The following is a 23,229-nucleotide window of genomic DNA, read 5'->3' as shown; positions in this document are numbered from 1 at the left end:
TTCTTCACCAGTCGGGGTGACATGGCAGGATCAGGGCGGACCGGGAGGAGGTGTGTCGTGCGCGGGCGTCGAGCGCAGGCGTTGCAAAGCTGGGAGTCGCTGTTTCGCGCGCAGGTCGCGGTGTTCCGCAGGCTTCGGGACGACTTTCGTGGTGCCGAGATCACGCTCGGTGAGTACGACGTGCTCTACAACCTCACGCTGTTCGACGGGCAACGACTGCGCCTGCACGAACTCAACGAACACATCGTGCTGACCCAGCCTAGTCTCAGCAGACTGATCGAGCGGATGGAGAAGCAGGGCCTCGTCCGCAGGGAACGCGACCCGGAGGACCGCAGGGGAACCATCGTCATCCTGACCGACTACGGCCTCAAGGTGCAGCGGCGCGTTGGCCACGAGCACGCTGACTCCATCGCGCGCTACGTCGGCGCTGGACTGACCGCCGCCGAGCTGCGCACCCTGGGTGAGCTGTGCGAGAAGCTGCGTGCCGCCCAGCGCGGCATCGTCGATTGAGAGGCGCGGCGCGTTTCATGTGGCCGTGCCCGGCTGCGTCACCGACCGGTCGTGCGACTCACCGGCTGAGGCGTGCTCTGCGGCGCGCCCGCAGCCGGACCACGAATCCCGCCCAGGACACCGCGACCACGACCGCGACGGCCAGCCGAACCAGATCGACGTGCTCGGCTGGATACACCACGTCGGTCAGGTAGGTGTCGATGAACCCGCCTGGCAGGCCCTCCTGGCCCGCCTGCTTGCGGAAGTAGTCCTCGGGGCCGGTCAGCGGGCAGTCGAACTCGAAGATCACGATCAGCGCGCCCCACGCCACCGCGATCAGGTGCGCGATGATCGTGCGTGGCCATCGCCACGCCACGAACCCACCAAGTGTGAGGTACACCAGGAAGGCGAAGTGCAGCACCATCGTCGCGTCCGCGAGTACCCGGTACATAACGCCAGTATCCCGCAGGTGGCGGGATCGGGCTGCCCGGTAAAACACCGCGACAGCCCGGATAGAGTAGTGAGAGGTATGTCCACTGCACCTTCGGCGGAAGCCGTCGCGCCTCGCGCGCTGCTGCGACGGCTCGACGACGTGATGCTGGCCGATCGCGTCCGGCTGCGACGCAGAATCGACGGCACCCGCAAGCTCCGCGACGAGCGCAAACGCGCGTCCGTGCTGCGCGCCATCGCCGCGGACATCGACACCGCCGAGCTGCGGCTGGCCAGCAGGCGCGAGTCGGTTCCGACGGTGCGATACCCGGCGGAACTGCCGGTCAGTCAGCGGGCGGAGGACCTCGCGGCCGCCGTCAGGGACAACCAGGTCGTCATCGTCGCTGGCGAGACTGGGTCCGGCAAGACCACCCAGCTGCCGAAGATCTGCCTCGACGTCGGCAGGGGAGTGCACGGCACCATCGGCCACACGCAGCCGCGCAGGATCGCGGCCCGTTCGGTGGCAGAACGCATCGCGAGCGAACTCGGTACCGAGCTGGGCGACACCGTGGGCTGGAAGGTCCGTTTCACCGATCAGGTGAGCGAGAACACGCTGGTCAAGGTGATGACCGACGGCATCCTGCTCGCCGAGATCGCCCGCGACCGGCTGCTGCGGCAGTACGACACGCTCATCATCGACGAGGCACACGAGCGCAGCCTCAACATCGACTTCCTGCTCGGTTATCTCAAGCAGCTGCTGCCGCGCCGCCCCGACCTCAAGGTGATCATCACATCGGCCACCATCGATCCTGAACGTTTCGCGGAGCACTTCGCGACCCCGGACGGCACCCCAGCGCCGATCGTGGAGGTGTCCGGGCGCACGTATCCGGTGGAGGTCCGCTACCGGCCGATTCGGGACGACGCTGCTCCTGATGCCGAGAACGCCGGTGCCGGCAGCGCCGACAAGGACCGCGATCAGACCCAGGCCATCTGCGACGCCGTCACGGAACTGCGCGCCGAACCGCCGGGCGACATCCTCGTGTTCCTGTCCGGGGAGCGGGAGATTCGCGATACGGCTGATGCGCTGACCGCGATGGACCTGCCGGGCACCGAGATCCTGCCGCTGTACGCGCGGCTGTCGGCGGCCGAGCAGCACCGCGTCTTCCAGCGGCATACCGGCCGCCGCATCGTCTTGGCCACGAACGTCGCCGAGACCTCGCTGACCGTGCCGGGCATCAAGTACGTCATCGACCCCGGCACCGCCCGTATCTCCCGCTACAGCAACCGGCTCAAGGTGCAGCGGCTGCCGATCGAGCCGGTCTCACAGGCCTCGGCCAACCAGCGCAAGGGCCGCTGCGGCCGGGTGTCGGACGGTATCTGCATCCGGCTCTACTCCGAGGACGACTTCCTGTCCCGACCGGAGTTCACCGACCCTGAGATCCTGCGCACCAACCTGGCCTCGGTGATCCTGCAGCTCACCGCGTCCGACCTTGGCGATATCGCGGACTTCCCGTTCGTTGAGCCGCCGGACAAGCGCCAGATCGCGGACGGCTTGGCGCTGCTGCGGGAGCTGGGCGCGTTGGAGACGTCCGATGCACGGAGCGGCAAGCAACACTCCGCGCATCGGCTCACTGACGTCGGCAAGGCGCTGGCACAACTCCCGGTCGATCCCCGGATGGGGCGGATGATCGTGGCCGCCGCGGACAACGGCTGCGTGCACGAGGTGCTGGTCATCGCCGCCGCGTTGTCCATTCAGGACCCACGGGAACGACCGGAGGAGCAGCGGCAGGCCGCCGACGCCAAGCACGCCCGTTTCGCGGACCCCAACTCGGATTTCTTGGCTTTCCTGTCCCTCTGGGACTACCTGCGGGAGCAGCAGCGGGAGTTGTCCGGTAGCCGGTTCCGCAAGCTGTGCAAGGCGGAGTTCCTTCACTTCCTGCGGGTGCGGGAGTGGCAGGACCTCTACAACCAGCTCAAGGAGGCCGCCAACTCAGCAGGGATCAGCGTGACCAAGCCGAAGGGGACGGCCGATTTCAGCGGGCCGGACTACCAGCGGCTGCACGAGAGCCTGCTTGCCGGGATGCTTTCCCACGTCGGGCTCAAGGACCCGGAGAAGCGCGACTTCCTCGGCGCGCGCGGCGCCCGGTTCGCGGTGTTCCCCGGTTCGGCGCTGTTCAAGAAGACACCGCGCTGGGTGATGGCGGCCGAACTGGTGGAGACGTCGCGGTTGTGGGGCAGGATCGTCGCCCGCATCGAGCCGGAGTGGGTCGAGCGGCTCGCCGGCCACCTGGTCAAACGCAACTACGCCGAGCCGCACTGGGAACGCAACCGGGGCGCGGTGATGGCGGCCGAGACCGTCACGCTCTACGGCATCCCGCTGGTGTCCGGTCGCAAGGTCAACTACGCGCGGGTCGAGCCGGAGTTGTGCCGGGAGCTGTTCATCCGCCACGCGCTTGTCGAGGGCGACTGGCGCACCGACCACCGGTTCTTCCACGCCAACCGCGAGTTGCTTGACGAGGTCGCCGAACTGGAGAACCGCGCCCGCAGGCGCGACATCCTTGTCGACGACCAGACGCTGTTCGACTTCTACGACGAGCGCATTCCAGACCACGTCGTTTCCGCGCGGCACTTCGACTCCTGGTGGAAGAAGGCGCGCCGGGAGCAGCCAGATCTGCTCGACTTCTCGCTGCCGATGCTGGTCAACGAGCGCGCCGCCGAGGTCAGCGAGACCGACTACCCGCAGCGCTGGCGGCACGGCGACCTCGACCTCGCGCTGACGTACCAGTTCGAGCCGGGCGCGTCCGAAGGTGACGCGGACGGCGTGACCGTGCACGTTCCGCTCGCGGTGCTGAACCAGGTCAACGCGGACTGCTTCGACTGGCAGGTGCCCGGTTTCCGGGAGGAGCTGGTCACCGCGCTGATCAAGGCGTTGCCGAAGCCGCTACGGCGGGAGCTGGTGCCCGCACCGGACACCGCCAAGGTCGTGCTCGCCCGGCTCGACCCTGATGTTCCCGACGCTGAACGCGAGCCGCTGCTGGCCGCACTGGAGCGCGAGCTGCATGCGCTGCGTGGCGTTGACGTCCGGCCGGACGACTGGGACCTCACCAAGGTGCCGGACCACCTGCGGATGACGTTCCGCATCGTCGACGAGCGTGGTAAACGAGTCGCCGAGGGCAAGGATCTTGCGGCGCTGCGGCAGCAGCTGGCGCCGAAGCTGCGCGGCCAGCTCTCCCGCGCCGCCGAGAAACTGGAGCGCACCGGCGTTTCCGACTGGGACTTCGACAGCCTGCCGCGGTCGTTCGAGGGCACATCAGGCGGGAAGCACGGCAAGCCGGTGAAGGGCTACCCGGCACTGGTCGACGCGGGCGACGCGGTCGACGTGAAGGTGCTGGCCACCGAGCACGAGCAGCGGGAGGCGATGTGGCGCGGTACGCGGCGGCTGCTGCTGCTGCGGGTCGGCTCGCCCCGGAAGGCGCTGCGGCGGACGTTGTCCAACACCGCGAAGCTGGAGCTGGCGCAGAACCCGCACGGCGGTGTGTCAGGGCTGCTGGACGACTGCGTGAACTGCGCGCTGGACGTGATCATCGCTGAGGCGGGCGGGCCAGCGTGGGACGCAGCGGGCTTCGAACGGCTGGTCACGGCCGCACGCGCCGGGCTGGACCGCAGGGTGATCGAGACGATGGAGCGGGTAAGGAAGGTGCTGGTCGCGTGGCGGTCGGCGCAGCTCGCGGTGAAGCGGACTGACGGGCCCGGATTCGGCGACGCGCTGGCCGACGTATCCGCACAGCTCGACGAACTGGTCTACGACGGGTTCGTCACCGCGACCGGGTTCGAGCGATTGGCCGACCTGGTGCGGTACCTGACGGCTGTCGAGCGGCGGCTGGAGAAGTTGCCGCGTGACCTGGAGCGCGACACGCAGCGGATGCGCACCGTGCTCGCGCTGACCGACGAGTACCGCGCGCTGCTGGCAGACACCCCAGCAGACGATGACGCCGCTCGGGAACAGCTCATCGAGATCCGCTGGATGCTGGAGGAACTGCGGGTGAGCCTGTTCGCGCAGACGCTGGGCACCGCGTATCCGGTGTCGGAGAAGCGAGTGCAGCGGGCGCTTGATTCGGTTCAGTGAGCGAGCTGAACCACGCTCGTCTCGTTCTCGGCAGGTGAACCGGTTAGTGTCAGTCCTGGGGTGTACTGGTCGGTAGCAACGGAGGTACGGCGATGATCCTGACCCAAGCCAAGAAGGCCTTCTCGCAAGCCGCATCGAAGGCCACCGTCGCCGTACAGAGCGCTGCCGTGCTGTACCGCGCTGGGCTGGCTGGCAGGCCGGACGACAGCATCCGGTCGGTCCTCGCGGTGCACAAGGTCGGCCCGTTCGCCGGGGTGATCTCGATCGGTGCGCACCGTAACCCGGACGCCGTAGCCATCGTCGATGAGCTGGGCGAGCTGACCTACGACCAGATCGAACGCCGCTCCAATGCGCTCGCGCGGGCCTGGTCGCAACGTGGCATCGGTGCGGGCACCGTGGTCGCCGCGCTGTGCCGCGACCACCGGGGGCTGGTCACCGTGATGGCGGCGACCGGCAAGCTCGGTGCCCGGTTGCTGCTGCTCAACACGGGCTTCGCCAAGCCGCAGCTCGCCGACGTCGCCCGCCGCGAGCAGGTCTCGCTGCTGGTCTACGACGAGGAGTTCACCGGCCTGCTCGACGCGGTCGGTGAGGACGTCGAGCGCTGCGTGGCCTGGGTGGACACCCAGCCGCCCGCTGGCGCCGACTCGCTCGAAGCGCTGATCGCCACCACCGACGGCGCGCCGGTGCCCAGTCCGGAGCGGCCGGGCGGGTTCATCTTGCTGACCAGCGGCACCACCGGCACGCCGAAGGGCGCGCCGAGGGAGAAGACGTCGCCGCTGTCCTCGGCACAGCTGCTCGACCGGGTGCCGTTGCGGCGTGGCCAGCCGATGCACATGGCGGCACCGATGTTCCACGGCACCGGCTTGTCCCAGGTGCTGCTCGCGTTCGCGCTGGGCAACACGGTCGTGCTGCGGCGCAGGTTCGACCCGGAGGAGGCGCTGCGCGTGGTGGCCGAGCACCGGTGCGCGGTGCTGGTCGTGGTGCCGACGATGCTGCAGCGGATCATCGACCTCGGGCCTGAGGTACTGGGCAAGTACGACACGTCGTCGCTGCGGATCATCTTCGCGGCCGGCTCGGCGATCCCGCGCGACGTCGTCACCCGCACCATGGACATCTTCGGTGACGTGCTCTACAACTTATACGGCTCAACCGAGGTCGCCGTGGCCACCGTCGCGACTCCGGAGGACCTGCGTATCGACCCGAGCACGGCGGGCAAACCGCCGGTCGGCTGCCAGGTGAAGCTCTACGACAGCAACGGCACCGAGGTCACCGAGCAGGGCAGTGTCGGGCGCATCTTCGTCGGCAGCGGGCTGAGCTTCTCCGGCTACACCGATGGCAGGAACAAGGACATCATCGACGGCCTGCTGTCCACAGGAGACGTCGGGCACTTCGACGAGAACGGCTTGCTGTTCGTCGACGGCCGCGACGACGACATGATCGTCTCCGGTGGCGAGAACGTCTATCCACTTGAGGTGGAGAACCTGCTCGCCGACCGGGGGGACGTGCTGGAGGCCGCCGTGGTCGGCGTGCCGGACGAGGAGTTCGGCCAGCGGCTCAAGGCGTTCGTGGTCCTCGCCGAGGGCGTGACGACCGACGCCGACGAGATCAAGTCCTACGTCAAGGCGAACCTCGCCCGCTATAAAGTGCCGCGCGACGTCGAGTTCTTGGACGAACTGCCCCGCAACGCCACCGGGAAGCTGCTGCGCGCCAAGCTGGGGGAGTAGCCCGAGGGCTGGTTCCTGGCGAGTGGTCGATCTTGATGCATCGTGGGGATACGTGTCACCACGATGCATCAAGATCGCGCCCGCCTCGGACTACCGCGCCGACCGCACGATGTGCTCCAGTGCGCCGGTGAGCAGGGCGTGTACCTGTTCGCGGGTGCCGGTGTGGTGCTGCGCCCACTCCAGCGCCAGTTCCTCGGCGTAGGCCAGCCACGCGCCGACGGCAGCACGGACCAGCTCGCTCGGCTGCTCGATCGCGAGCGCCGTGAGCACTTGGTCGGTCAGCGCCGCACGGGTCTCGCGGAAGATTTCGTGCGCCCAGTCGTCGGTGCCCGCGCTGCGGAACAGCGCGATGTAGGGCTCGTGCCTGCGTTCGATGAAGTTGAGGAACCCGGCGACGAGGTCGTCGATCGTGTCGCCCTCCACTCGCGTCGCCCGCAGCAGCCGCCTGCTGGCCGCGCGCACCACATCGGCGTAGTAGTCCCGCTTGGTGGGGAAGTAGTGGAACAACAGGCTGCGCGAGATCCCGGCCTTCGCGGCGACGTCGTCAATCGTGATCTGGTGCAGCGGTCGCGTGGTCAGCATTTCCAGCCCGATGCCGATGAGCTGCTTGCGCCGCTCGTCCGGGTGCTGGCGGGCGCGGCGCTTGGCCCCAGGGCTGCCCGCTGCCATGCGACCTCCTCGCGTCACTATTGAGCAATGCTCGATAAGTAGCGTAGCGTGTCCTGCCATGGACTTCACGCCGTCAGCGCGATCGGCCGAGTACCGCGACAAGGTGGCCGAGTTCATCGCCACCGAGATCGCCCCGACCGAGGCGGACTACCTGCGTGCCCTCCACGAGGCCAAGGACCCGTGGGTGGTGCTGCCGCTCGTGGACGAGCTCAAGGCGAAGGCGCGCGAGCGCGGCCTGTGGAACTTCTTCCTGCCCAAGGCGTACTCCGAGGAGACAGGGGAGGGCGCCGGGCTGAGCAACGTCGACTATGCCCCGCTGGCAGAGCATATGGGCCGCCACGTGCTCGGTCCGGAGGTGTTCAACTGCAATGCCCCGGACACCGGCAACGCCGAGGTGCTGATCCACTACGGCAGCGAGCAGCAGAAGCAACGCTGGCTCCGGCCCCTGCTTGACGGCGAGATCCGCTCGGCGTTCTGCATGACCGAGCCCGAGGTGGCCTCGTCGGATGCCACCAACATGGCAGCCACCGTCGTCCCGGACGGTGACGAGGTCGTACTCAACGGCCGCAAATGGTTCTCCACCGGCATCGGCCACCCGCGCTGCGAGTTCGTCATTTTCATGGGGCTGGCCGACCCGGTCGCGCACCGCCACGCGCGGCACTCCATGGTGATCGTGCCGAAGGACACGCCCGGGTTCACCGTGGAGCGGATGCTGCCGGTGTTCGGCTACTACGACGAGCCGTACGGCCACGGCGAGGTCACCTTCGACGACGTCCGGGTGCCGAAGGAGAACGTGATCGCGGGGCTGGGCAAAGGCTTCGAGATCGCCCAGGGTCGCCTGGGCCCTGGCCGCATCCACCACTGCATGCGGCTCATCGGCCTCGCTGAACGCGGGCTGGAAATGGCCATCACCCGCGCGATGGACCGCACCGCGTTCGGCAAACCGCTGGTGAACCTCGGCGGCAACCGCGAGCGCATCGCGCGCGCCCGCATCGCGATCAACCAGGCCAGACTGCAGGTGCTGCACACCGCGTGGCTGCTCGACACCCAGTCAAACGCTGCGCCGTTTGACATTGTGTCTTCGTTGTCGCAGATCAAGGCGAGCGTGCCCGGCATGGCCGAGCAGGTGATCGACATGGCGATCCAGCTGCACGGCGGCGGTGGCCTGACCAACGACTTCCCGCTCGCGGGCGCCTACGCGGGCGCGCGCTCGCTGCGGATGGCCGACGGCCCGGACGAGGTGCACCTCGGCGTCATCTCCCGCATCGAGTTGGCGCCCTACAAGGAGCGGGCATGACGGCGCAGCGGCTACGGTCGACGATCGAGGGCTGAACCGGCGGGCAACGCGGGCTGATGGCCGCGCACGAGCTGACACGCAACCGGAGAAAGGCACACCGAGCACATGAGCACCGAACGCAAGAACATCGTGATCACTGGGGCCAGCTCCGGCCTCGGTGAGGGCATGGCGCGGGAGTTCGCCGCCAAGGGGCGCAACCTCGCGCTGTGCGCGCGGCGCACCGACCGGCTGGAGACGCTGGCCAAGGAACTGACCGAGACGCACCCGGGCATCACGGTGGTCACCAAGGCGCTCGACGTCACTGACTCCGACGCGGTGTTCCGGGTGTTCCGCGAGTTCCGCGACGAACTGGGCAGCATCGACCGCGTCATCGCCAACGCTGGGCTCGGCAAGGGACAGCCCATCGGCACCGGCTACTTCGAGGCGAACAAGCAGACCATCGAAACCAACGTCATCGGTCTGCTCGCGCAGTGCGAGGCCGCGATGGAGATCTTCCGCGAGCAGAAAGCGGGTCACCTCGTCGTGGTGTCCTCGGTGAGTGCGGTGCGCGGGATGCGTGGCAACGTCACCACCTATGCTGCGTCGAAGGCCGCTGCCGCGTCGCTGGCCGAGGGCATCCGCGCGCAGCATCTGAGCAAGGACACCGCCGACATCGCTGTAACAACCCTGCTGCCCGGCTACATCGAGTCGGAGATGACTGGCCGGGCGAGCAAGACGCCGCTGATGGTCAGCGGCGAGAAGGGCGCGCAGGCGCTGGTGAGCGCGATCGAGGCGGAGAAGGCCAAGGCGTACGTGCCGTGGTGGCCGTGGACCGTGCTGGCGCAGGTGCTGCGGTTCGCCCCGCTGAGCCTGGTGCGGAAGCTGTCATGAGCGAACTCGTCGATACCGCGGGCGAGGTCAGGGAAGAGGACGCCTTCGACGCCGCCGCCGTGCACGAGTGGCTGTCGGCGCGGGTCGATGGCCTTGGCGACACCCCGCCGACCGTGCGGCAGTTTCCCGGCGGTGCGTCCAACCTGACGTACGAACTGTCCTATCCGGACCGTGACCTGATCCTGCGCAAGCCACCGCGCGGGCACAAGGCTGCTTCCGCGCACGACATGTCCCGCGAGTACCGGGTCCAATCCGGACTCAAGCCGGTGTTCCCTTACGTACCGGAGATGGTGGCGTTCTGTGACGACGAGTCGGTCATCGGCGCCGAGTTCTACGTCATGGAACGCCTGAAGGGCATCATCTTGCGCCGCGACCTGCCGGAAGGCCTCGACCTCGGCCCGGACGCGGTGCGCGAGCTGTGCAAAGACGTCATCGACAAGCTGGTCGAGCTGCATCAGGTCGACGTCGAGGCGGCGGGGCTGTCCGACCTCGGCAAGGGCGCTGGCTACGTGCGCAGGCAGATCGAAGGCTGGTCCGACCGGTACCGCAAGGCCCGCACCGAGAACGTCCCCGCCTACACCGAGGTGATGGCGTGGCTGGCGGCCAACCAGCCTGACGACGTCGCCACCTGCCTGATCCACAACGACTTCCGGTTCGACAACATCGTTCTCACGCCACCGGACGCGGCGAAGACACTGAACGTCGTCGGCATCCTGGACTGGGAGATGTCAACGCTGGGCGACCCGATGATGGAACTGGGCGCGACCATGGCGTACTGGGTGCACGCCGATGACGACGACGTCTTCACGCAGAGCAGGCGGCAGCCGACTCACCTGCCCGGCATGCTCACCAGGGACGAGGTGGTGAACTACTACCTCGCCAAGACCGGCCTCGCGGTGGACGACTGGACGTTCTACGAGGTCTACGGGCTGTTCCGGCTCGCGGTGATCATCCAGCAGCTGTACCGGCGCTACCACGACGGCGGCACCCACAACACGCGCTACGCCGACTACTGGATGTTCGTCGGCTACTTGGAGTGGCGCTGCAAGGAAATCATCGCGAAGGCCGGTGGCTGATGGGTGCCATTTATCTGGTCCGGCACGGGCAGGCGTCGTTCGGCTCGGCTGACTACGACAAGTTGTCCGACGTCGGCGCCGAGCAGTCCAAGGTCGCCGGAGACGAACTGCGCAGACGTGGGGTCGAGTTCACCGAGGTCCGCTGCGGCACGATGACGCGGCAGCGCGACACCGCGTCGGCTGCCGGGTTCGACGCCGCGGCGGACGAGCGCTGGAACGAGTACGACTTCATCGACGTCCTGCGCGGTCATGGGGCCGAGCTGCCGGAGCCGGTGGACCCGCGCGGGTTCCAGGCCGCGCTTGACGAGGCGTTGCTCGCCTGGATCACGGCGGCTGATGGTAGTACCTGCACCGAGCCGTGGACCGCGTTCGCTGACCGGGTGAACGCGGCGTTCGACGAGCTGGCCGCGGGGCTGCCCAAGGGCGGCAACGCGCTGGTGTTCACCTCGGGCGGGGTGATCGGCGCGCTCGCCGCACGGGCGATCGGTGATCAGCCAGGGCGGTTCACCGCGCTGCACCGCGTGACATGCAACGCCGGAATCACCAAACTGGTGACCGGTCGGTCGGGCCTCACACTGCTCGCGTTCAACGAGCACGCGCACTTCGAGGCCGAGCACCGCAGCTTGCTCACCTACCGCTAGGAGCACGTATGAGGACTGCTTGCAGGTCCGAATCATCGGGCACCATGCTCGCCGACGCCAAGTCAACGGCGCGGCGTGCCGCGCGCGAAGAGGAGGCGGTATGAGCTTCCAGTCCGCCACCGTCATCCCGGTCAACGGCGAGGGCACCGAGGACGTCCTCGTCGACAAGCAGGGTCGGATCTACACCGGGCTCACCGACGGACGGGTCCTTCGCGTCGACAATGACGGCAGCACCATCGAGACCATCGCGACCTGCCCCGGTCGGCCCCTTGGGCTGGAGTTCTATGGCGACGACGACCTGGTGGTGTGCGCATCGGACGCCGGGTTGCTCGCCGTGTCGCTGTCCTCAGGTGCGGTGCGGGTGCTGGCGGACACCGTGTTCGACGCACCCATACTCGCCTGCAACAACGCGGCGGTGGCCAGCGACGGCACGATCTACTTCAGCGACTCCTCCCGCCGCTACCCGATCCCGGAGTGGCGCACCGACCTGATCGAGCAGACTCGCACCGGGCGACTGCTGCGGCGCAATCCCGACGGCACGGTCGACGAGCTGTTGACCGGGCTGCACTTCGCCAACGGCGTCGCGCTCGCCGCCGACGAGTCGTTCGTGACGGTGGCCGAGTCGGGCGCGTGCCAGGTCCGCCGGTTCTGGCTGACGGGCCAGCGGGCAGGTACCGCCGATTTGTTCGTCGGCGATCTCAGTGGCTACCCGGACAACTCCTCAACCGGTAGCGATGGTTTGATCTGGATCGCGATTCCCGCGCCGCGCAACCCGGCCCTCGGCGTGGTGCAGAAGCTACCGGGCCTGGTCCGCTCCGCGGTCACCAAGCTGCCAGAGTCGCTGCAGCCCGCGCCGAGCAAGACGATGCGGGTTATCGGGGTCGATGACAGGGGCGACATCGTGCATTCCTACGAAGGCGAGATCGACGGCTTTCACATGCTGACCGGGGTGCGGGAACGCGATGCCCAGCTGTACTTCGGCAGCCTGCTGGAGAACGCCGTCGTCACGATGGCGCGGTAGGCGCACTGGCGCGGTAGGCGCACTGGCGCGGTAAGCACGAACGGGTCCCATCGAGCGAGCTCACCCGATGGGACCCGGGACGCTCGTAGCCCTGCGTGCCGTGGCTTATGGCGAGTAGTCGCAGGTCTCCCGGTACTCCTCGATCGCCCAGCCGCTCGGTGCTGGGCAGAGGAATTGGTGGTAGCGGGTGTCGTTGTCCACGAACAGCTTCAGCCACGAGATGCTGTACTTGGCGATCGTGGTGTTGGAGGAGTTCGGCGCGAAGTGGCCCGCGTTGTTCAGCTCCAGGTATGCCTTGTCCAGGCTCGACGACAGGCTTTCGTAGAACGGCTCCGAGTGGCGGCGCACCGGGGCGATGCTGTCATCCTCCGCACCGATGATGAAGGTCGGCACCGTCACCTCGTACCAGGTCTTGTCTGTATTCCACGGCGTCAGCGGGATCGCGGCCTGCAACGACGGGTCGTCGGACGCCGCTTCGAGCGAGCCGCCGCCACCCATGGAGTGCCCCATCACGGCGAGCCGGTTCTCGTCGACGCGGTACCGCACCGAGCTGCGCTCCGTCAGGTAGTCGAGTGCGGCGAGCAGCTGCCTGCCCCGGCTCGCCGGGTAGTCGTAGCGGCTGTTGGTGTCGATGGTGAACACGACGAAGCCCTGCGATGCCAGCCGGGGCCCGTACCAGCTCATGCTCGACTCGCTCGCGGTGTAGCCGGGGGCGATGGCGACCCCGCCGAAGGTGCCCTGACTGGTGTCGGTGGGGTAGTAGATGGTGCCGCCGCCGAAGCCGGACACCCAGCTCGACACGGAGGTGGTGGCGACGTCGAACGGCCCGCGCGGGGCCTCGATGCTGCTCTCGGTCGGATCAGGCCCGCGCTCGTACGGGTTGTCCTGAGCGGTCGCCACCCCTGTCGCGGCGGGCGTGCCGACCAAGAGGAGCGTGGCGAACAGCACGGCGAAGGCGTGCCGGAGCCGCCATCGCGATGTGCGTGGTGGATGCTGTATGCGGAAACCCACGGTGTCGAGTCCTTTCGTCGGGAGCGCCACCCGGTCCTGTGACCGGACGGGTCCGCCTGATGACGAACGGTTATCGATTCTTGCCACCGGGGCCGGCGTGCCGGTATCGGTGAAATCGCCAGTCTTGGCGGCTCACCGGTACAGCGCGGCGAGTTCGACGCGGGAACGGATGTTGAGGCGCTCGAAGATGTTGCGCAGATGGTGGTCGACCGTGCGGTGGCTGATGAACAACGTCGCCGCGATCTCGCGGTTCGTCGCGCCTTCGGCCACCAACTCGGCGATGCGGCCCTGCTGCGGCGTCAGCTCGCTGCTCGCGCCATCGGACGGCCGATCCACCGGGTAGCCACACGCCCGCAGCTCGCGACGCGCGTGGTCGCGCCAGCGGTGGGCATCGAGGTCATCGAAGACCTGCGCCGCCTCGATGAGGATCTCGCGCGCCTGCCGTGGCTTGCGGTGTCGCCGGAGCCGGCTGGCGAGCAGCAGCTCGGTGTAGGCGAGGTCGTAGGACGCGCCCGCGCTGCGATGCAGCCTGATCGCCTCGGTGAAGTGCTCCTCCGACTCGCCGGGGTGGTCGGTGAGCAGGCCCCGGCAGCGGTGTGCGAGCGCGACGCGCGCCTGCCCACCGGTTGTGTTGGCCCACCGTTCGAAATGGGTGACGGCGTTGGCGGCGTCTCGCTGCTTCCCGCAGCGCACGGCCGCCTCGACGTAGTGCGGCGTTGCCATGACGCGGATCGGCGAGAAGCTCCACGTCGGACCCGCGCTCATCCGGCGGAAGCGATGCAGCGCGTCGGCCGGTCGGTCAGCGGCGAGGTCGGCGCACGCCGCCGCCCAACTGGCCAGCGAGCCGGGCCGGCCGAGGCCGCGCTCGACCACGCCGGAGGCCGCGTCATCCAGGCGCAGCCGGGTCGTCTCGCGATCGCCCCGCAACGCCGCGAGCATCGCCAGTATCGTCAGATGGTCCACGACGCAGTTCGGCTGGCCAAGCGACTCCGCGAGGCGCAGGCCATCCAACGCGCTGGTGATCGCGGGCGCGTGCTCGCCGGACAGTACCGCCGCCATCGCGGCATATACCAACGCCCACGGCACGCGCGCGAGGTCGCCGCTCGCGTGCGCGCATGCCACGGCTTGCAGCGCGAGGTCGCGCGTCGCGGCGGCGTCCCCAAGGGTGAACGCGGCCTGGCTCGCCAACGTCTTCGCGGTCGGGTCAGCGATCTCATCGCCCAGCCGGACGACACTGTGCAGCGGGTTCGCGGCCTTCGCGTGATGACCGTTGAACGTCGCGGACATGGCGACGAAGTGCTCGAGCACCAGCCGGGTGGCGGGCTGTCGGTGCAGCTCCCGCCACCGGGTGACGTCGAGTGCGGTGGCGCAGTAGCGGTCGTCGTCACCCGCGACGCAGCTTGCCTCCCCTGCGAGCAGGAACGTGGTGGCCACCAGTCCGGTGTCCGCGCGGCTGAGCTGGTGGGCGGTGCTGAGCAGGTCGGCCGCTGCCGCCGCCGGGTTGCCGCTGCGCAGTTCGATCTCGCCGGCGAGCGTGGTGGCGGGGCCGTGGCTGGTCAGCGGGCGCGCTCGTCGCAGCGCGGTGCGGGCACGGTGGGGATGGCCGCTCGCCCAGTGGTCGGCGGCGGCGGTGAGCAATCGCCGGGCCCGGTCGGCGTCGCTGCCTGACAGTGTCGCCGCGCGTTCGCTGGCCGCGGCGGCGTCGCCGTGTCGTTGCGCCTGTCGTGCCAGCTCGGCAGCGGTGTCCAGCTCGGTCGCCAACGCGGGGGCCGGTGCCGTCGCGCAGGACGCTCGGTGCCAGAGCCATCGGACGTGGTCGGTCGGCTCGGCGGCGTCCGCCAGCAGCCGGTGAGCCTGCCGCCGCTCCGCGGCGGTCATCGTGGCCAGTACCGCGTCGCGCGGCACGCCATTGGCCAGCCGCACGGTGTCGCCTGCGACCACCAGTGCGCCGATGCGAGCCGCGTCGTCGAGAGCCAGCGTCATGGCCATGTTGTCCACGGTGGACACATCGAGCCGCTCGTCGATGGCGGCGAGCCGCACCAGCAGTGCGGTGGCCGCTGGTAGCTCGGCCAGCCTGAGCCGGACGGCGCGGCAGAGCCTGCTGTCCGCTGGCAACGTGGACGGCGGCGGATCGATGCCGCTGAGCTGCGCCGGGGTGACGCGGGTGGCGAGTTCGGTCAGTGCGAGCGGGTTCCCCTCGGCGATGTCGAGCACGCTGCTGGTCAGCTCGGGCGGTATCGCGGGGCCGATGCGGTCGGTCAAGATGCGGTGCGCGGCATCGTCGTCGACCGGACCGAGGTGCTGTATCGGGACATCCGCCAGCGTTTCGGCTGTGTCCGTACCGCCGAGGTCGGCGGTGAACAGTAGCGCGAGGGGGGCCGCGTCGCTGCGTCGTGCGGTGAAGACGAGCGCGTCGAGCGAAGCCCGGTCCAGGTCGTGGGCCGCGTCGACGCAACACAGCATCGGTCGTTCGGCGGCGGCTGTGACCAGCAACGCGTGCAGCGCGGCGTGCAGCGCCAGCGTGTCGGGCGGTGCGACGTCCACCGCTGGATCGAGCAGGGGGAGGAGTGACGCCCGGTGCCGCTCGGGTATCCGCTCCGTCAGCTCCCCGAGTGGCAGCAGGAGCTGGTGCAGCCCGGCATACGGCAGTGCCGACTCCGCGGGGGTGCCGCTGGCCCGCAGCACGTGGAAGCCGGTCGCCGAGCGCGCCGCCGCGTCGAGCAGCGCCGTCTTGCCGAGCCCGGGGCCGCCGACGATGACCCGTGCGCCGCCGCGACCCGTCGCGGCGTGGCTGAGCATCTCGTCCAGCGCGGTGAGGTCCCGCGCACGCCCGCGCAGCGGCAGTGAGTGCGCGGGACCGATGTCCCCCTCGTGATGCGTCATGGGGACAGTCTCGCGGTCGTACGCGTTCATGAAAAGACGTCGCGTCTGGGTTGGGCGCCCCGCACGACCGCCACTACTCGGCCAGGTTGCCGCCATTCCACCGAGCCGAGGACTAGCCATGGTCGACATGACCTGAATGTCGTATTTATCGCGATTGGCTAGCGCAAGGTACGCCGCTGAGCAGGGAATCAGCGCCCCGCCCCTGAAAGCAGAGTTATTTTCATAAATAACTATAAGCGAGTAACAAAGGTCACAGCGATGGTAGGGAAATCTCGATAAAACAAATCGATCCCGTAACCAAGTCGTGAGTAACACGTTGAATATCGCGGTGGCCCCACAAGGGCGATGAAACGACGATTCGTCTTCACGTTTCTCGGCGTAGGGCACTCGGGAGTTAGGTGTGAGCGAGCCGGTCAGGGATCCGCTGTATGTACAGCCCGCTGGTGACAGAGCAACGATCTTTCAGGATCAACACGACATAGACACGGCGCGACTCGGCCAGCTCGCCGGACGCGCCGGAAAGGCGTTCATGGACATCGTGCTCGGCACGATCCTGGCGGTGGCGACGATCCCGGTGATCGCCGCGCTCGCCGTCGTCCTGGCCATCCGGTTAGGACAGTGGCCGTTCTTCTGGCATCGGCGGATCGGGCGGCATGGCAGGCCGATCACCTTCCCGAAGTTACGGACCCTGCCGAAGACAACGCCGCGCTACGCGCTCAAGGACGGTGGCGACGTCATCCCGGTCGACCGGTTCACCGCCTTCCTTCGGCGCAGGCACATCGACGAGCTGCCCCAACTGCTGCTGGTGCCGTTGCTCAAGATGAGCCTGGTCGGGCCTCGGCCGAAGATGCCGGACCGGTTCGAGCCGACCGACCCCGGCTACCGCGACGCCCGCCAGCTGGTGCGGCAGGGCTGCACCGGGCTGTGGCAGATCGGCGACGAGTCGCACTATCTGGTGCACGAACGCCCGGAGTACGACTTCTGCTACCTGCAGTACGGCTCACTACGCATGGACATCTGGATTCTGTGGCGTACCGCGTTGCTGATGGTCGGTGGCAGACCGATCCGGCTCAGTGCGGTGCCGCGTTGGGCGCTCGGCTCCGGGTGGGTCAGCGAGAACCGGATCAGGGCGGTCGGTGGTGGGCGGTTTCTCATCACCCGCGATCGGCTCACGCCGAGACGGAGGTCGCTGGCATGAGCATCACGATGACCGTGACCGACCCGCGCGTCGACGTACTTGGTGTGCGGGTCAGCATTACCTCCATCGCCGACGCGCTGGAGCGCATCGGCGGCTGGATCGATCGTCGCGAGCAGCACTACGTCTGCGTCAGCGGGGTGCACGGCGTGATGGAGTCGCAGCGCGACCCCGAACTGCGCCGGATCCACAACGCGTCCGGGCTGACCGTGCCGGACGGCGCGCCGTTGCTGTGGGCAGGCCGCTACGTCGGCGCTGAGGGCATGGGCCGGGTGCGTGGGCCCGACCTGATGCCAGCGCTGGCCGAACGCGCCGCCGACCGCGGCTGGCGGATCTACTGTTACGGCGCGGCGCCCGGCGTCGCGGAACGCCTCGCCGACCGGCTGTGCGCGTGGTATCCCGGGCTCACGATCGTCGGCGCCGCCTCACCGCCGTTCGGGGACTTCGACCCCGACGGGGAGGCCCCGTTCATCGACGAGATCAACGCCGCGAAGCCGGACATCGTCTTCGTCGGCATGTCGACACCGAAACAGGAACGCTGGATGTCGTGGGCGCTCGGCAGGGTCACCGCGCCCGCGCTGCTCGGGTTCGGTGCGGCGTTCGACATCCACGCGGGGCTCGTCGATGAGGCGCCCGCCTGGATCCGGCCGACCGGTTTCGAATGGGCGTACCGAATGGCCCGCTCACCGCGTCGGCTCGGACCCCGCTACCTCAAGCACAACCCTCGCTTCGTCGCCGCCGTGCTGCGCACACCGCCCCGGCTGCACGACGCGCAAGAGCCAACACAGGAGAGCACCGAGATGGCTGAGCACTCGGCACATCGGACGGCATCGCGCGCCGCAGAGGAACAGCACACTGCCGCGCAAGGCATCGCCCCGAAAAGCCTGCTGAAACGGGCCGCCGTGACCGCGCTGACCTCGCTGGAGCGGTCCCGGTTGCACCTACTGCCCGCGCACTTCTACTCCTCGGTGCCGCAACGGCGGTGGCTGCGGGAGAACGAGGAGCTGTGGCGCCGCCCCACCGAGCTGCCTGGCGTGCGGTGGCGACTGGATGAGCAGCTCGACTGGCTCGCGCGAGTGTGCGAGGCGCCCTACCTGGACGAGGTGCGCGGCTTCGGCTTTCTGCGCGACCTGGATGCGCGCGGCATCGACTTCCGCTATGGCGCGATCGAGGCACAGGTGCTGCACTGCGCGGTACGAACCTTTGTCCCGAAGCGGATCGTGGAGATCGGCAGCGGCGCGTCCACCGCGATCATGTCCGCCGCCGTCAGCCGCACCGTCGCCGACGGCGGGCAAGCCAGCGAGATCACCACCATCGACCCGTACGCCCCCGCCGCGCTGCGGCACCTGCCGCATGTGTCGGTGCGCGAAATCCCCGCGCAGCAGGTGCCAGCCGAGACGGTCACCGGCCTCGGCGCGGGGGACCTGCTGTTCATTGACTCGACCCACGCCGTCAAGACCGGCTCCGAGCTGCACCACATCTACCTCGAGCTGCTGCCATCGCTGCCGAAGGGCGTGCTGGTGCACATCCACGACATCTACCTGCCCTACCAGTACTCGCCGTGGGTGCTCGACGACATCTGGGACTGGCAGGAGACCGCGCTGCTGTCGGCGTTGCTGATCGGCAACGACCGCTTCGAGGTGCTGAGTTGTCAGTCCGCGCTGCACCACGCGCGCCCTGACGCGCTCGCCGCCGTGCTGCCCGACTATCGCCCCCGTCCGATGACCCGCGGCATCGACGACCGGCGTGGGAGCGGTCACTTCCCGTCGAGCATCTGGTTGCGGACCCGCTGATGACCTTTGACGAGTTCTGCCAGGTGCTGCGGCGGCAGTGGCGCACGTTCGCCGTCGTCGTGGCAGTGGCCGTGCTCGGCGCGCTGGCGTTCGGGGCCGTGACCGGTGGCGGCCACACCGCGTCCGCCACGCTGGTGGTCACCCCGGTCCCGGCATCGGACGCGGCGGGCGCGCGAGCGCCAGCGCTGATCTCGGCGACCGGCATGGAAACCTATGCCGACCTGGCCACCTCGCTGGACGTCGCCACGGGCGTGGCGGCACGGCTGTCGCTGGACACACCGCCCGCCGAGTTGCGCGAGGTACTGACCGCGCAGGTGCCGACCAACACCTACCTGATCACGTTGACCGCCTCCGCGGCGAGCCGCGACCGCGCGGTCCAGCTGGCGAACGCGGCGGCGGCCGAGGCGAGTGAGCTGGTCAACGGGCTGTTCGGGCAGCGCGAGTCCGGGCTCGCGCTGACCATCGCGTCCCGGGCGGATCCCGCGACGACGACCGCGCCGAGTCCCGTGCGGCTGGTGCCGGTCGGCGTCGTCGTCGGGGTGCTGCTCGGCGCGGGCGTCGCGGTCGGCAGGGAGATCCTGGAGCGCACGGTGCGCGACGAGGATGACCTGCGCCGAGCGCTCGGCGTCACCCCGCTCGCGCGCGTCTCGCTGGCCGACAACAGCACCGACGGCACCGGTTTGCCCGGAGCGGGCCGGTGGGACGAGACCAGCTTGGAGTCGGTGCGCCGGTGGCGCGCGACATCGCAGCTCGCCGCGGACCCGCTGCGTACGGTGCTGGTCGCCGGGGTCTCGGGCGGTGAGGGCGCGTCGGCCGTCGCGGCGTTGTTCGCCAACGCCAGCGCGGCCGCGGGCGCGACGACCCTGCTCGTGGAGTGCGACCTGCGCGCGCCCCGACTGTGCCAGCGGCTCGGCCTGACCACACAGCCCGGGTTGACCGACGTGCTGCGTGGTAGCGCCCTCCTCACCGATGTGGTGGTCGACGTTTCCTCGCGGGGCGCGGGCTCTGGTGCCTCGGTGCCCCAGCCGCACCCGCGGCCGAGTGCGCTGGCCACGGCGAGCGCGTTGGGTGTCATCCCGGCAGGCACCGACGTGCGCCAGCCGGGTGAGCTGCTCGGCGGGCGGACGTTTCGCGACTTCCTTGGCGCGGTCGCGCCGCGTTACGACACGCTCGTCGTCGACGGCGCGCCGATCCTGCCGTACGCCGATTCGGTCGCGGTGGCGGCGCAGGTTGACGCCGTGGTGCTGGTGGTGGTCGAGGGCACGACGTCCCGCCGCGATGTCGACGCCGCGCTGGCCCAGCTCGCCGCCGTGGGCGCGACGGTCGCCGGGGCCGTACTGGTGGCCGCGCGGTGAAACCGGACGGATTGCGGCGCTACGGCGTGTTCGCACTGGCGCTGTTCTTGCTCGCTACGGCCCGCTGGGGCAGTTTCTTACCCGCCGCGTCGCCGCCGTTCATCGCCGACATCGTGCTCGCCGTCCTGCTGCTCGACCGCGTCCTCGTCCTCGCGGCGGGCAGGAGCCAGCGCACTCCGCACGACGCGACGCTGGCGCTGGCCGCGACCGCGCTGCTCGGCCTCTCGCTCGGCTGGCTGCTGCTCGGCGACTGGGAGATGGTCGCGCTACGCGACGCCGCTCCCTACGCCTACGTGCTGGTGGCGCTGCTTGTGCTCGCACCCCGCGCCGAGCACACACGTGGCGCGGAGACGGCGGTGACCGTCGCGCTGGTGTTCCACGCCGCGTGGAGTGTCATCGGGATGACGTTGCCCTCGGTGGTCGCGCTGGTGCCGCCGCTGAGCGAGACCGTGCCGGTGTTCGTGCCCCGGCCGGACGTCGACGGCTTCATCAGCGGGCTACTCGCCGGGCTCGCACTGCACCGCGCGCTCAGCGGCAGGGCGCCGGTGCTGAACCTGACGCTCGCGGGCATCAGCCTCGCCGTCACCATCGGGCTCGGCTCGCGCGGCGCGCTGCTCGGTGTCACCGCGGCCCTGCTCGCCGTCGCGCTGCTTGGCCACCGTCGGCGCGGCATCCCGGGCCGGTCCCGGTCGCAGGGCTGGTCGCCGAGCCAGTTCCAGGACCGGCCGCGCGGCGAGTCCCGGAGCAGATCCCGGCGCTGGGCGGTGGCGCTGCTTCTGCTCGCGCTGCCGATCGCGGGGATCGCGGCGAGCAACGGCTACGCCATCGAACGGCTCAGCGCATCGGTCGGCGGGTTGTTCTCCGCGACGGCGGACGTCGGGGGAGCGCAGGGCACGATGTCCGCCCGCGCGCACTCCTGGGCGCAACTGGCTGGGTACCTGCAGGACGACCCGGCGCGCAACGTCGTCGGCGTCGGATTCGGGCCGAACTACCTCATCGACTCCAAGGCCGACCACGAGCTCTACAGCGGCACCCGCGAGGACGTCCGATCCCCGCACAACTACCTGCTCGGCGCGTGGGCACGGCTCGGTCTGCTCGGGCTCGCGCTGCTGCTCGCGCTGACCGTGCTGGGCTGGCGGCTCGCCGTCGTCGTCGGCGGGCGGGCACCCCGCCTCAGCGACGTCGACGTGCTCGCCATCATGATCGCGGCGGGGATGCCGGGAGTGGCGCTGGTCGGCGTGATGCTGGAAGCGCCGTTCGGTGCGCTGCCGTACTACTGGGCGCTGGGCCACCTCTCCGCCGTCGCGTGCCAGCACGGCCTGGTCACGTCGATCCGGCGGTTCCTCGGGCTCACCCGCACTGAGGAGCCCGGGCCCGACCGCTCCCGCCCTGCAGTGCCCGTTACCCGCGGCGACCGCGAGGTGGTCGCGTGAAGGTGCTCCAGGTGCACAACCAGTACGCGTTGCCCGGCGGGGAGGACTCGGTCGTCGAAGCGGAGGCGCGGCTGCTCGCCGACGCTGGGCATCAGATCGATGCGCTGCGCGTACGTAACCCAGGCGGCGCGCGAGCGGCGGCAGCGCTCGCCGGCGCGCCGTGGAACCCGCTGCGTGGCGCCGAACTGCGCGCCAGGCTGCGGGAGGACCGGCCGGACGTCGCGCACATGCACAACACCTGGTTCAGCCTCTCGTCGTCCATTGTGGACGCGCTGGCCGATGCGGGTGTGCCCATCGTGATGACGCTGCACAATTACCGGCTGGTGTGCGGCAACGCGCTGCTGTTCCGTGACGGCGCGGTGTGCACCGACTGCGTCGGCGACTCGCCGTGGCATGCGGTGCGGCACGGCTGCTACCGGGGCTCGCGCGCACAGTCGGCGGTCGCCGCGGCAACGATCGCGCTCGCGGCGCGACGCGGCACGTGGCAACGGGTGGCGCGGTTCCTCGCGCCGTCGGAGTTCGTCAGAGACGTCTATGTCGCTGCGGGCTTCGCGCCGGAGCGCATCACGGTCAAACCGCACAGCGCCGCCGACCCTGGACCCCGCACGCTGCCGCCATCGACGTCTCGGCGGGTGCTCTGCCTCAGCAGGCTCGCACCGGAGAAGGGCATCGACACCCTGCTCGATGCCTGGCGTGCCGCGGGGTGCGACGACCTTGAACTGCTGTTGGTCGGCGACGGCCCCCGGTACGCGGAGCTGGCGCGACGCGCCCCGGAGGGCGTGCGGTTCACCGGCTGGCTGCCCGCCGACCAGGTGCGCGCCCTCCTGCTGCACTCGCGCGCCGTCGTCGCGCCAACCGAGTGCTACGAGACGTTCGGCATGACCGCAGTGGAAGCGATGGCAGCGGGCGTCCCGGTGCTGGCCTCGGACATCGCCGGTCCCGCCGAGGTCGCTGGCGAGCTGGGCTCGGAATGGCTCGCACCACCCGGCGACGTCCCCTGCTGGGCCGACGCGCTCGCCAGGCTGCGCGACGACGCCCTCATCGACGCGGCTGGTCAGCGCGCTCGCGACAGCTACCTGCGCCGCTACGCCGAGGATAACGGGCTGCGGTCGCTACTCGCGTCCTATCAGGACGCCATCGAATCTGTCCGGTGTGGACACCACACCGAATTGTCAGGAAGCCGCCACAAGAAGGGATGACGCCGCTATCTCTCCATA

17 protein-coding genes are annotated in these 23,229 nt (G+C 69.4%); 13 read left to right on the top strand and 4 right to left on the bottom strand.

Annotated features, from left to right (window positions below; translation table 11 throughout):
• Window positions 1-57: 57 nt before the first annotated feature.
• Window positions 58-510, top strand: coding sequence for a MarR family winged helix-turn-helix transcriptional regulator (locus AMYHA_RS21635; RefSeq protein ID WP_034274026.1), 453 nt, complete (start codon window positions 58-60; stop codon window positions 508-510).
• Between the two features lie 58 nt (window positions 511-568).
• Here AMYHA_RS21635 and AMYHA_RS21630 read toward each other — a convergent pair whose 3' ends face one another.
• Complete coding sequence (locus AMYHA_RS21630; RefSeq protein WP_034274023.1) at window positions 569-940, bottom strand: DUF2784 domain-containing protein; 372 nt, start codon at window positions 938-940, stop codon at window positions 569-571.
• 78 nt (window positions 941-1,018) lie between these two features.
• On the opposite strand from AMYHA_RS21630, the gene hrpA reads away from it, so the two are divergent.
• Together hrpA and AMYHA_RS21620 are read left to right on the top strand one after the other, a co-directional pair.
• Window positions 1,019-5,044: an ATP-dependent RNA helicase HrpA gene (hrpA, locus tag AMYHA_RS21625; RefSeq protein WP_034274020.1), complete on the top strand. Its 4,026-nt coding sequence runs from the start codon at window positions 1,019-1,021 to the stop codon at window positions 5,042-5,044.
• 92 nt (window positions 5,045-5,136) lie between these two features.
• Window positions 5,137-6,768 carry an acyl-CoA synthetase gene (locus AMYHA_RS21620; RefSeq protein WP_084037425.1) on the top strand — a complete coding sequence of 544 codons (1,632 nt, stop codon included), beginning with the start codon at window positions 5,137-5,139 and terminating at the stop codon, window positions 6,766-6,768.
• A gap of 90 nt (window positions 6,769-6,858) precedes the next feature.
• Here the strand turns inward: AMYHA_RS21620 and AMYHA_RS21615 are convergent, their stop codons facing one another.
• Window positions 6,859-7,437, bottom strand: a complete 579-nt coding sequence (locus AMYHA_RS21615) for a TetR/AcrR family transcriptional regulator (RefSeq protein WP_034274018.1) — start codon at window positions 7,435-7,437, stop codon at window positions 6,859-6,861.
• Window positions 7,438-7,495: 58 nt separating this feature from the next.
• On the opposite strand from AMYHA_RS21615, the gene AMYHA_RS21610 reads away from it, so the two are divergent.
• The 5 genes from AMYHA_RS21610 (at window position 7,496) to AMYHA_RS21590 (ending at window position 12,342) form a co-directional block, all read left to right on the top strand.
• Window positions 7,496-8,734, top strand: coding sequence for an acyl-CoA dehydrogenase family protein (locus tag AMYHA_RS21610; RefSeq protein WP_034274015.1), 1,239 nt, complete (start codon window positions 7,496-7,498; stop codon window positions 8,732-8,734).
• A gap of 105 nt (window positions 8,735-8,839) precedes the next feature.
• The gene (locus tag AMYHA_RS21605) at window positions 8,840-9,604 is read left to right on the top strand and encodes an SDR family oxidoreductase (protein WP_034274013.1); all 765 of its coding nucleotides are present in this window, start codon (window positions 8,840-8,842) and stop codon (window positions 9,602-9,604) included.
• Window positions 9,601-10,680, top strand: a complete 1,080-nt coding sequence (locus AMYHA_RS21600) for a phosphotransferase family protein (protein ID WP_034274012.1) — start codon at window positions 9,601-9,603, stop codon at window positions 10,678-10,680. The genes AMYHA_RS21605 and AMYHA_RS21600 overlap by 4 nt, the downstream gene beginning before the upstream one ends.
• Complete coding sequence (locus AMYHA_RS21595) at window positions 10,680-11,321, top strand: histidine phosphatase family protein (protein WP_034274010.1); 642 nt, start codon at window positions 10,680-10,682, stop codon at window positions 11,319-11,321. Before AMYHA_RS21600 ends, AMYHA_RS21595 begins: the two co-directional genes overlap by 1 nt.
• A 100-nt stretch (window positions 11,322-11,421) precedes the next feature.
• Complete coding sequence (locus tag AMYHA_RS21590; protein WP_034274008.1) at window positions 11,422-12,342, top strand: SMP-30/gluconolactonase/LRE family protein; 921 nt, start codon at window positions 11,422-11,424, stop codon at window positions 12,340-12,342.
• A 105-nt stretch (window positions 12,343-12,447) separates the two neighbouring features.
• On the opposite strand, the gene AMYHA_RS21585 is transcribed toward AMYHA_RS21590, so the two are convergent.
• A complete protein-coding gene (locus AMYHA_RS21585) occupies window positions 12,448-13,290 on the bottom strand; it encodes a poly(ethylene terephthalate) hydrolase family protein (RefSeq protein WP_051400483.1) in 843 nt (280 codons plus the stop codon).
• A 195-nt stretch (window positions 13,291-13,485) separates the two neighbouring features.
• Window positions 13,486-16,236, bottom strand: a complete 2,751-nt coding sequence (locus AMYHA_RS21580; RefSeq protein WP_034278299.1) for an AAA family ATPase — start codon at window positions 16,234-16,236, stop codon at window positions 13,486-13,488.
• 400 nt (window positions 16,237-16,636) lie between these two features.
• Here AMYHA_RS21580 and AMYHA_RS21575 point away from each other — a divergent pair, with 400 nt between their 5' ends.
• From AMYHA_RS21575 to AMYHA_RS21555, 5 genes are read left to right on the top strand one after another with little or no spacing between them, the layout of a single operon-like run.
• Window positions 16,637-17,434, top strand: coding sequence for a sugar transferase (locus AMYHA_RS21575; RefSeq protein WP_051400164.1), 798 nt, complete (start codon window positions 16,637-16,639; stop codon window positions 17,432-17,434).
• Window positions 17,431-19,224 (top strand): WecB/TagA/CpsF family glycosyltransferase, encoded by a 1,794-nt coding sequence (locus AMYHA_RS26025; RefSeq protein WP_051400163.1) that lies wholly within the window; start codon window positions 17,431-17,433, stop codon window positions 19,222-19,224. The genes AMYHA_RS21575 and AMYHA_RS26025 overlap by 4 nt, the downstream gene beginning before the upstream one ends.
• Window positions 19,224-20,579, top strand: coding sequence for a hypothetical protein (locus tag AMYHA_RS21565; RefSeq protein ID WP_034274006.1), 1,356 nt, complete (start codon window positions 19,224-19,226; stop codon window positions 20,577-20,579). The genes AMYHA_RS26025 and AMYHA_RS21565 overlap by 1 nt, the downstream gene beginning before the upstream one ends.
• Window positions 20,576-22,012 (top strand): O-antigen ligase family protein, encoded by a 1,437-nt coding sequence (locus tag AMYHA_RS21560; protein WP_034274005.1) that lies wholly within the window; start codon window positions 20,576-20,578, stop codon window positions 22,010-22,012. The genes AMYHA_RS21565 and AMYHA_RS21560 overlap by 4 nt, the downstream gene beginning before the upstream one ends.
• Window positions 22,009-23,211 (top strand): glycosyltransferase, encoded by a 1,203-nt coding sequence (locus AMYHA_RS21555; RefSeq protein ID WP_051400162.1) that lies wholly within the window; start codon window positions 22,009-22,011, stop codon window positions 23,209-23,211. The genes AMYHA_RS21560 and AMYHA_RS21555 overlap by 4 nt, the downstream gene beginning before the upstream one ends.
• The last annotated feature ends 18 nt before the right edge of the window (window positions 23,212-23,229 follow it).

The organism is Haloechinothrix halophila YIM 93223 (assembly GCF_000504245.1).
In the GTDB taxonomy this organism is placed as follows: domain Bacteria; phylum Actinomycetota; class Actinomycetes; order Mycobacteriales; family Pseudonocardiaceae; genus Haloechinothrix_A; species Haloechinothrix_A halophila.
This window is presented reverse-complemented; position numbering and strand designations above follow the sequence as displayed.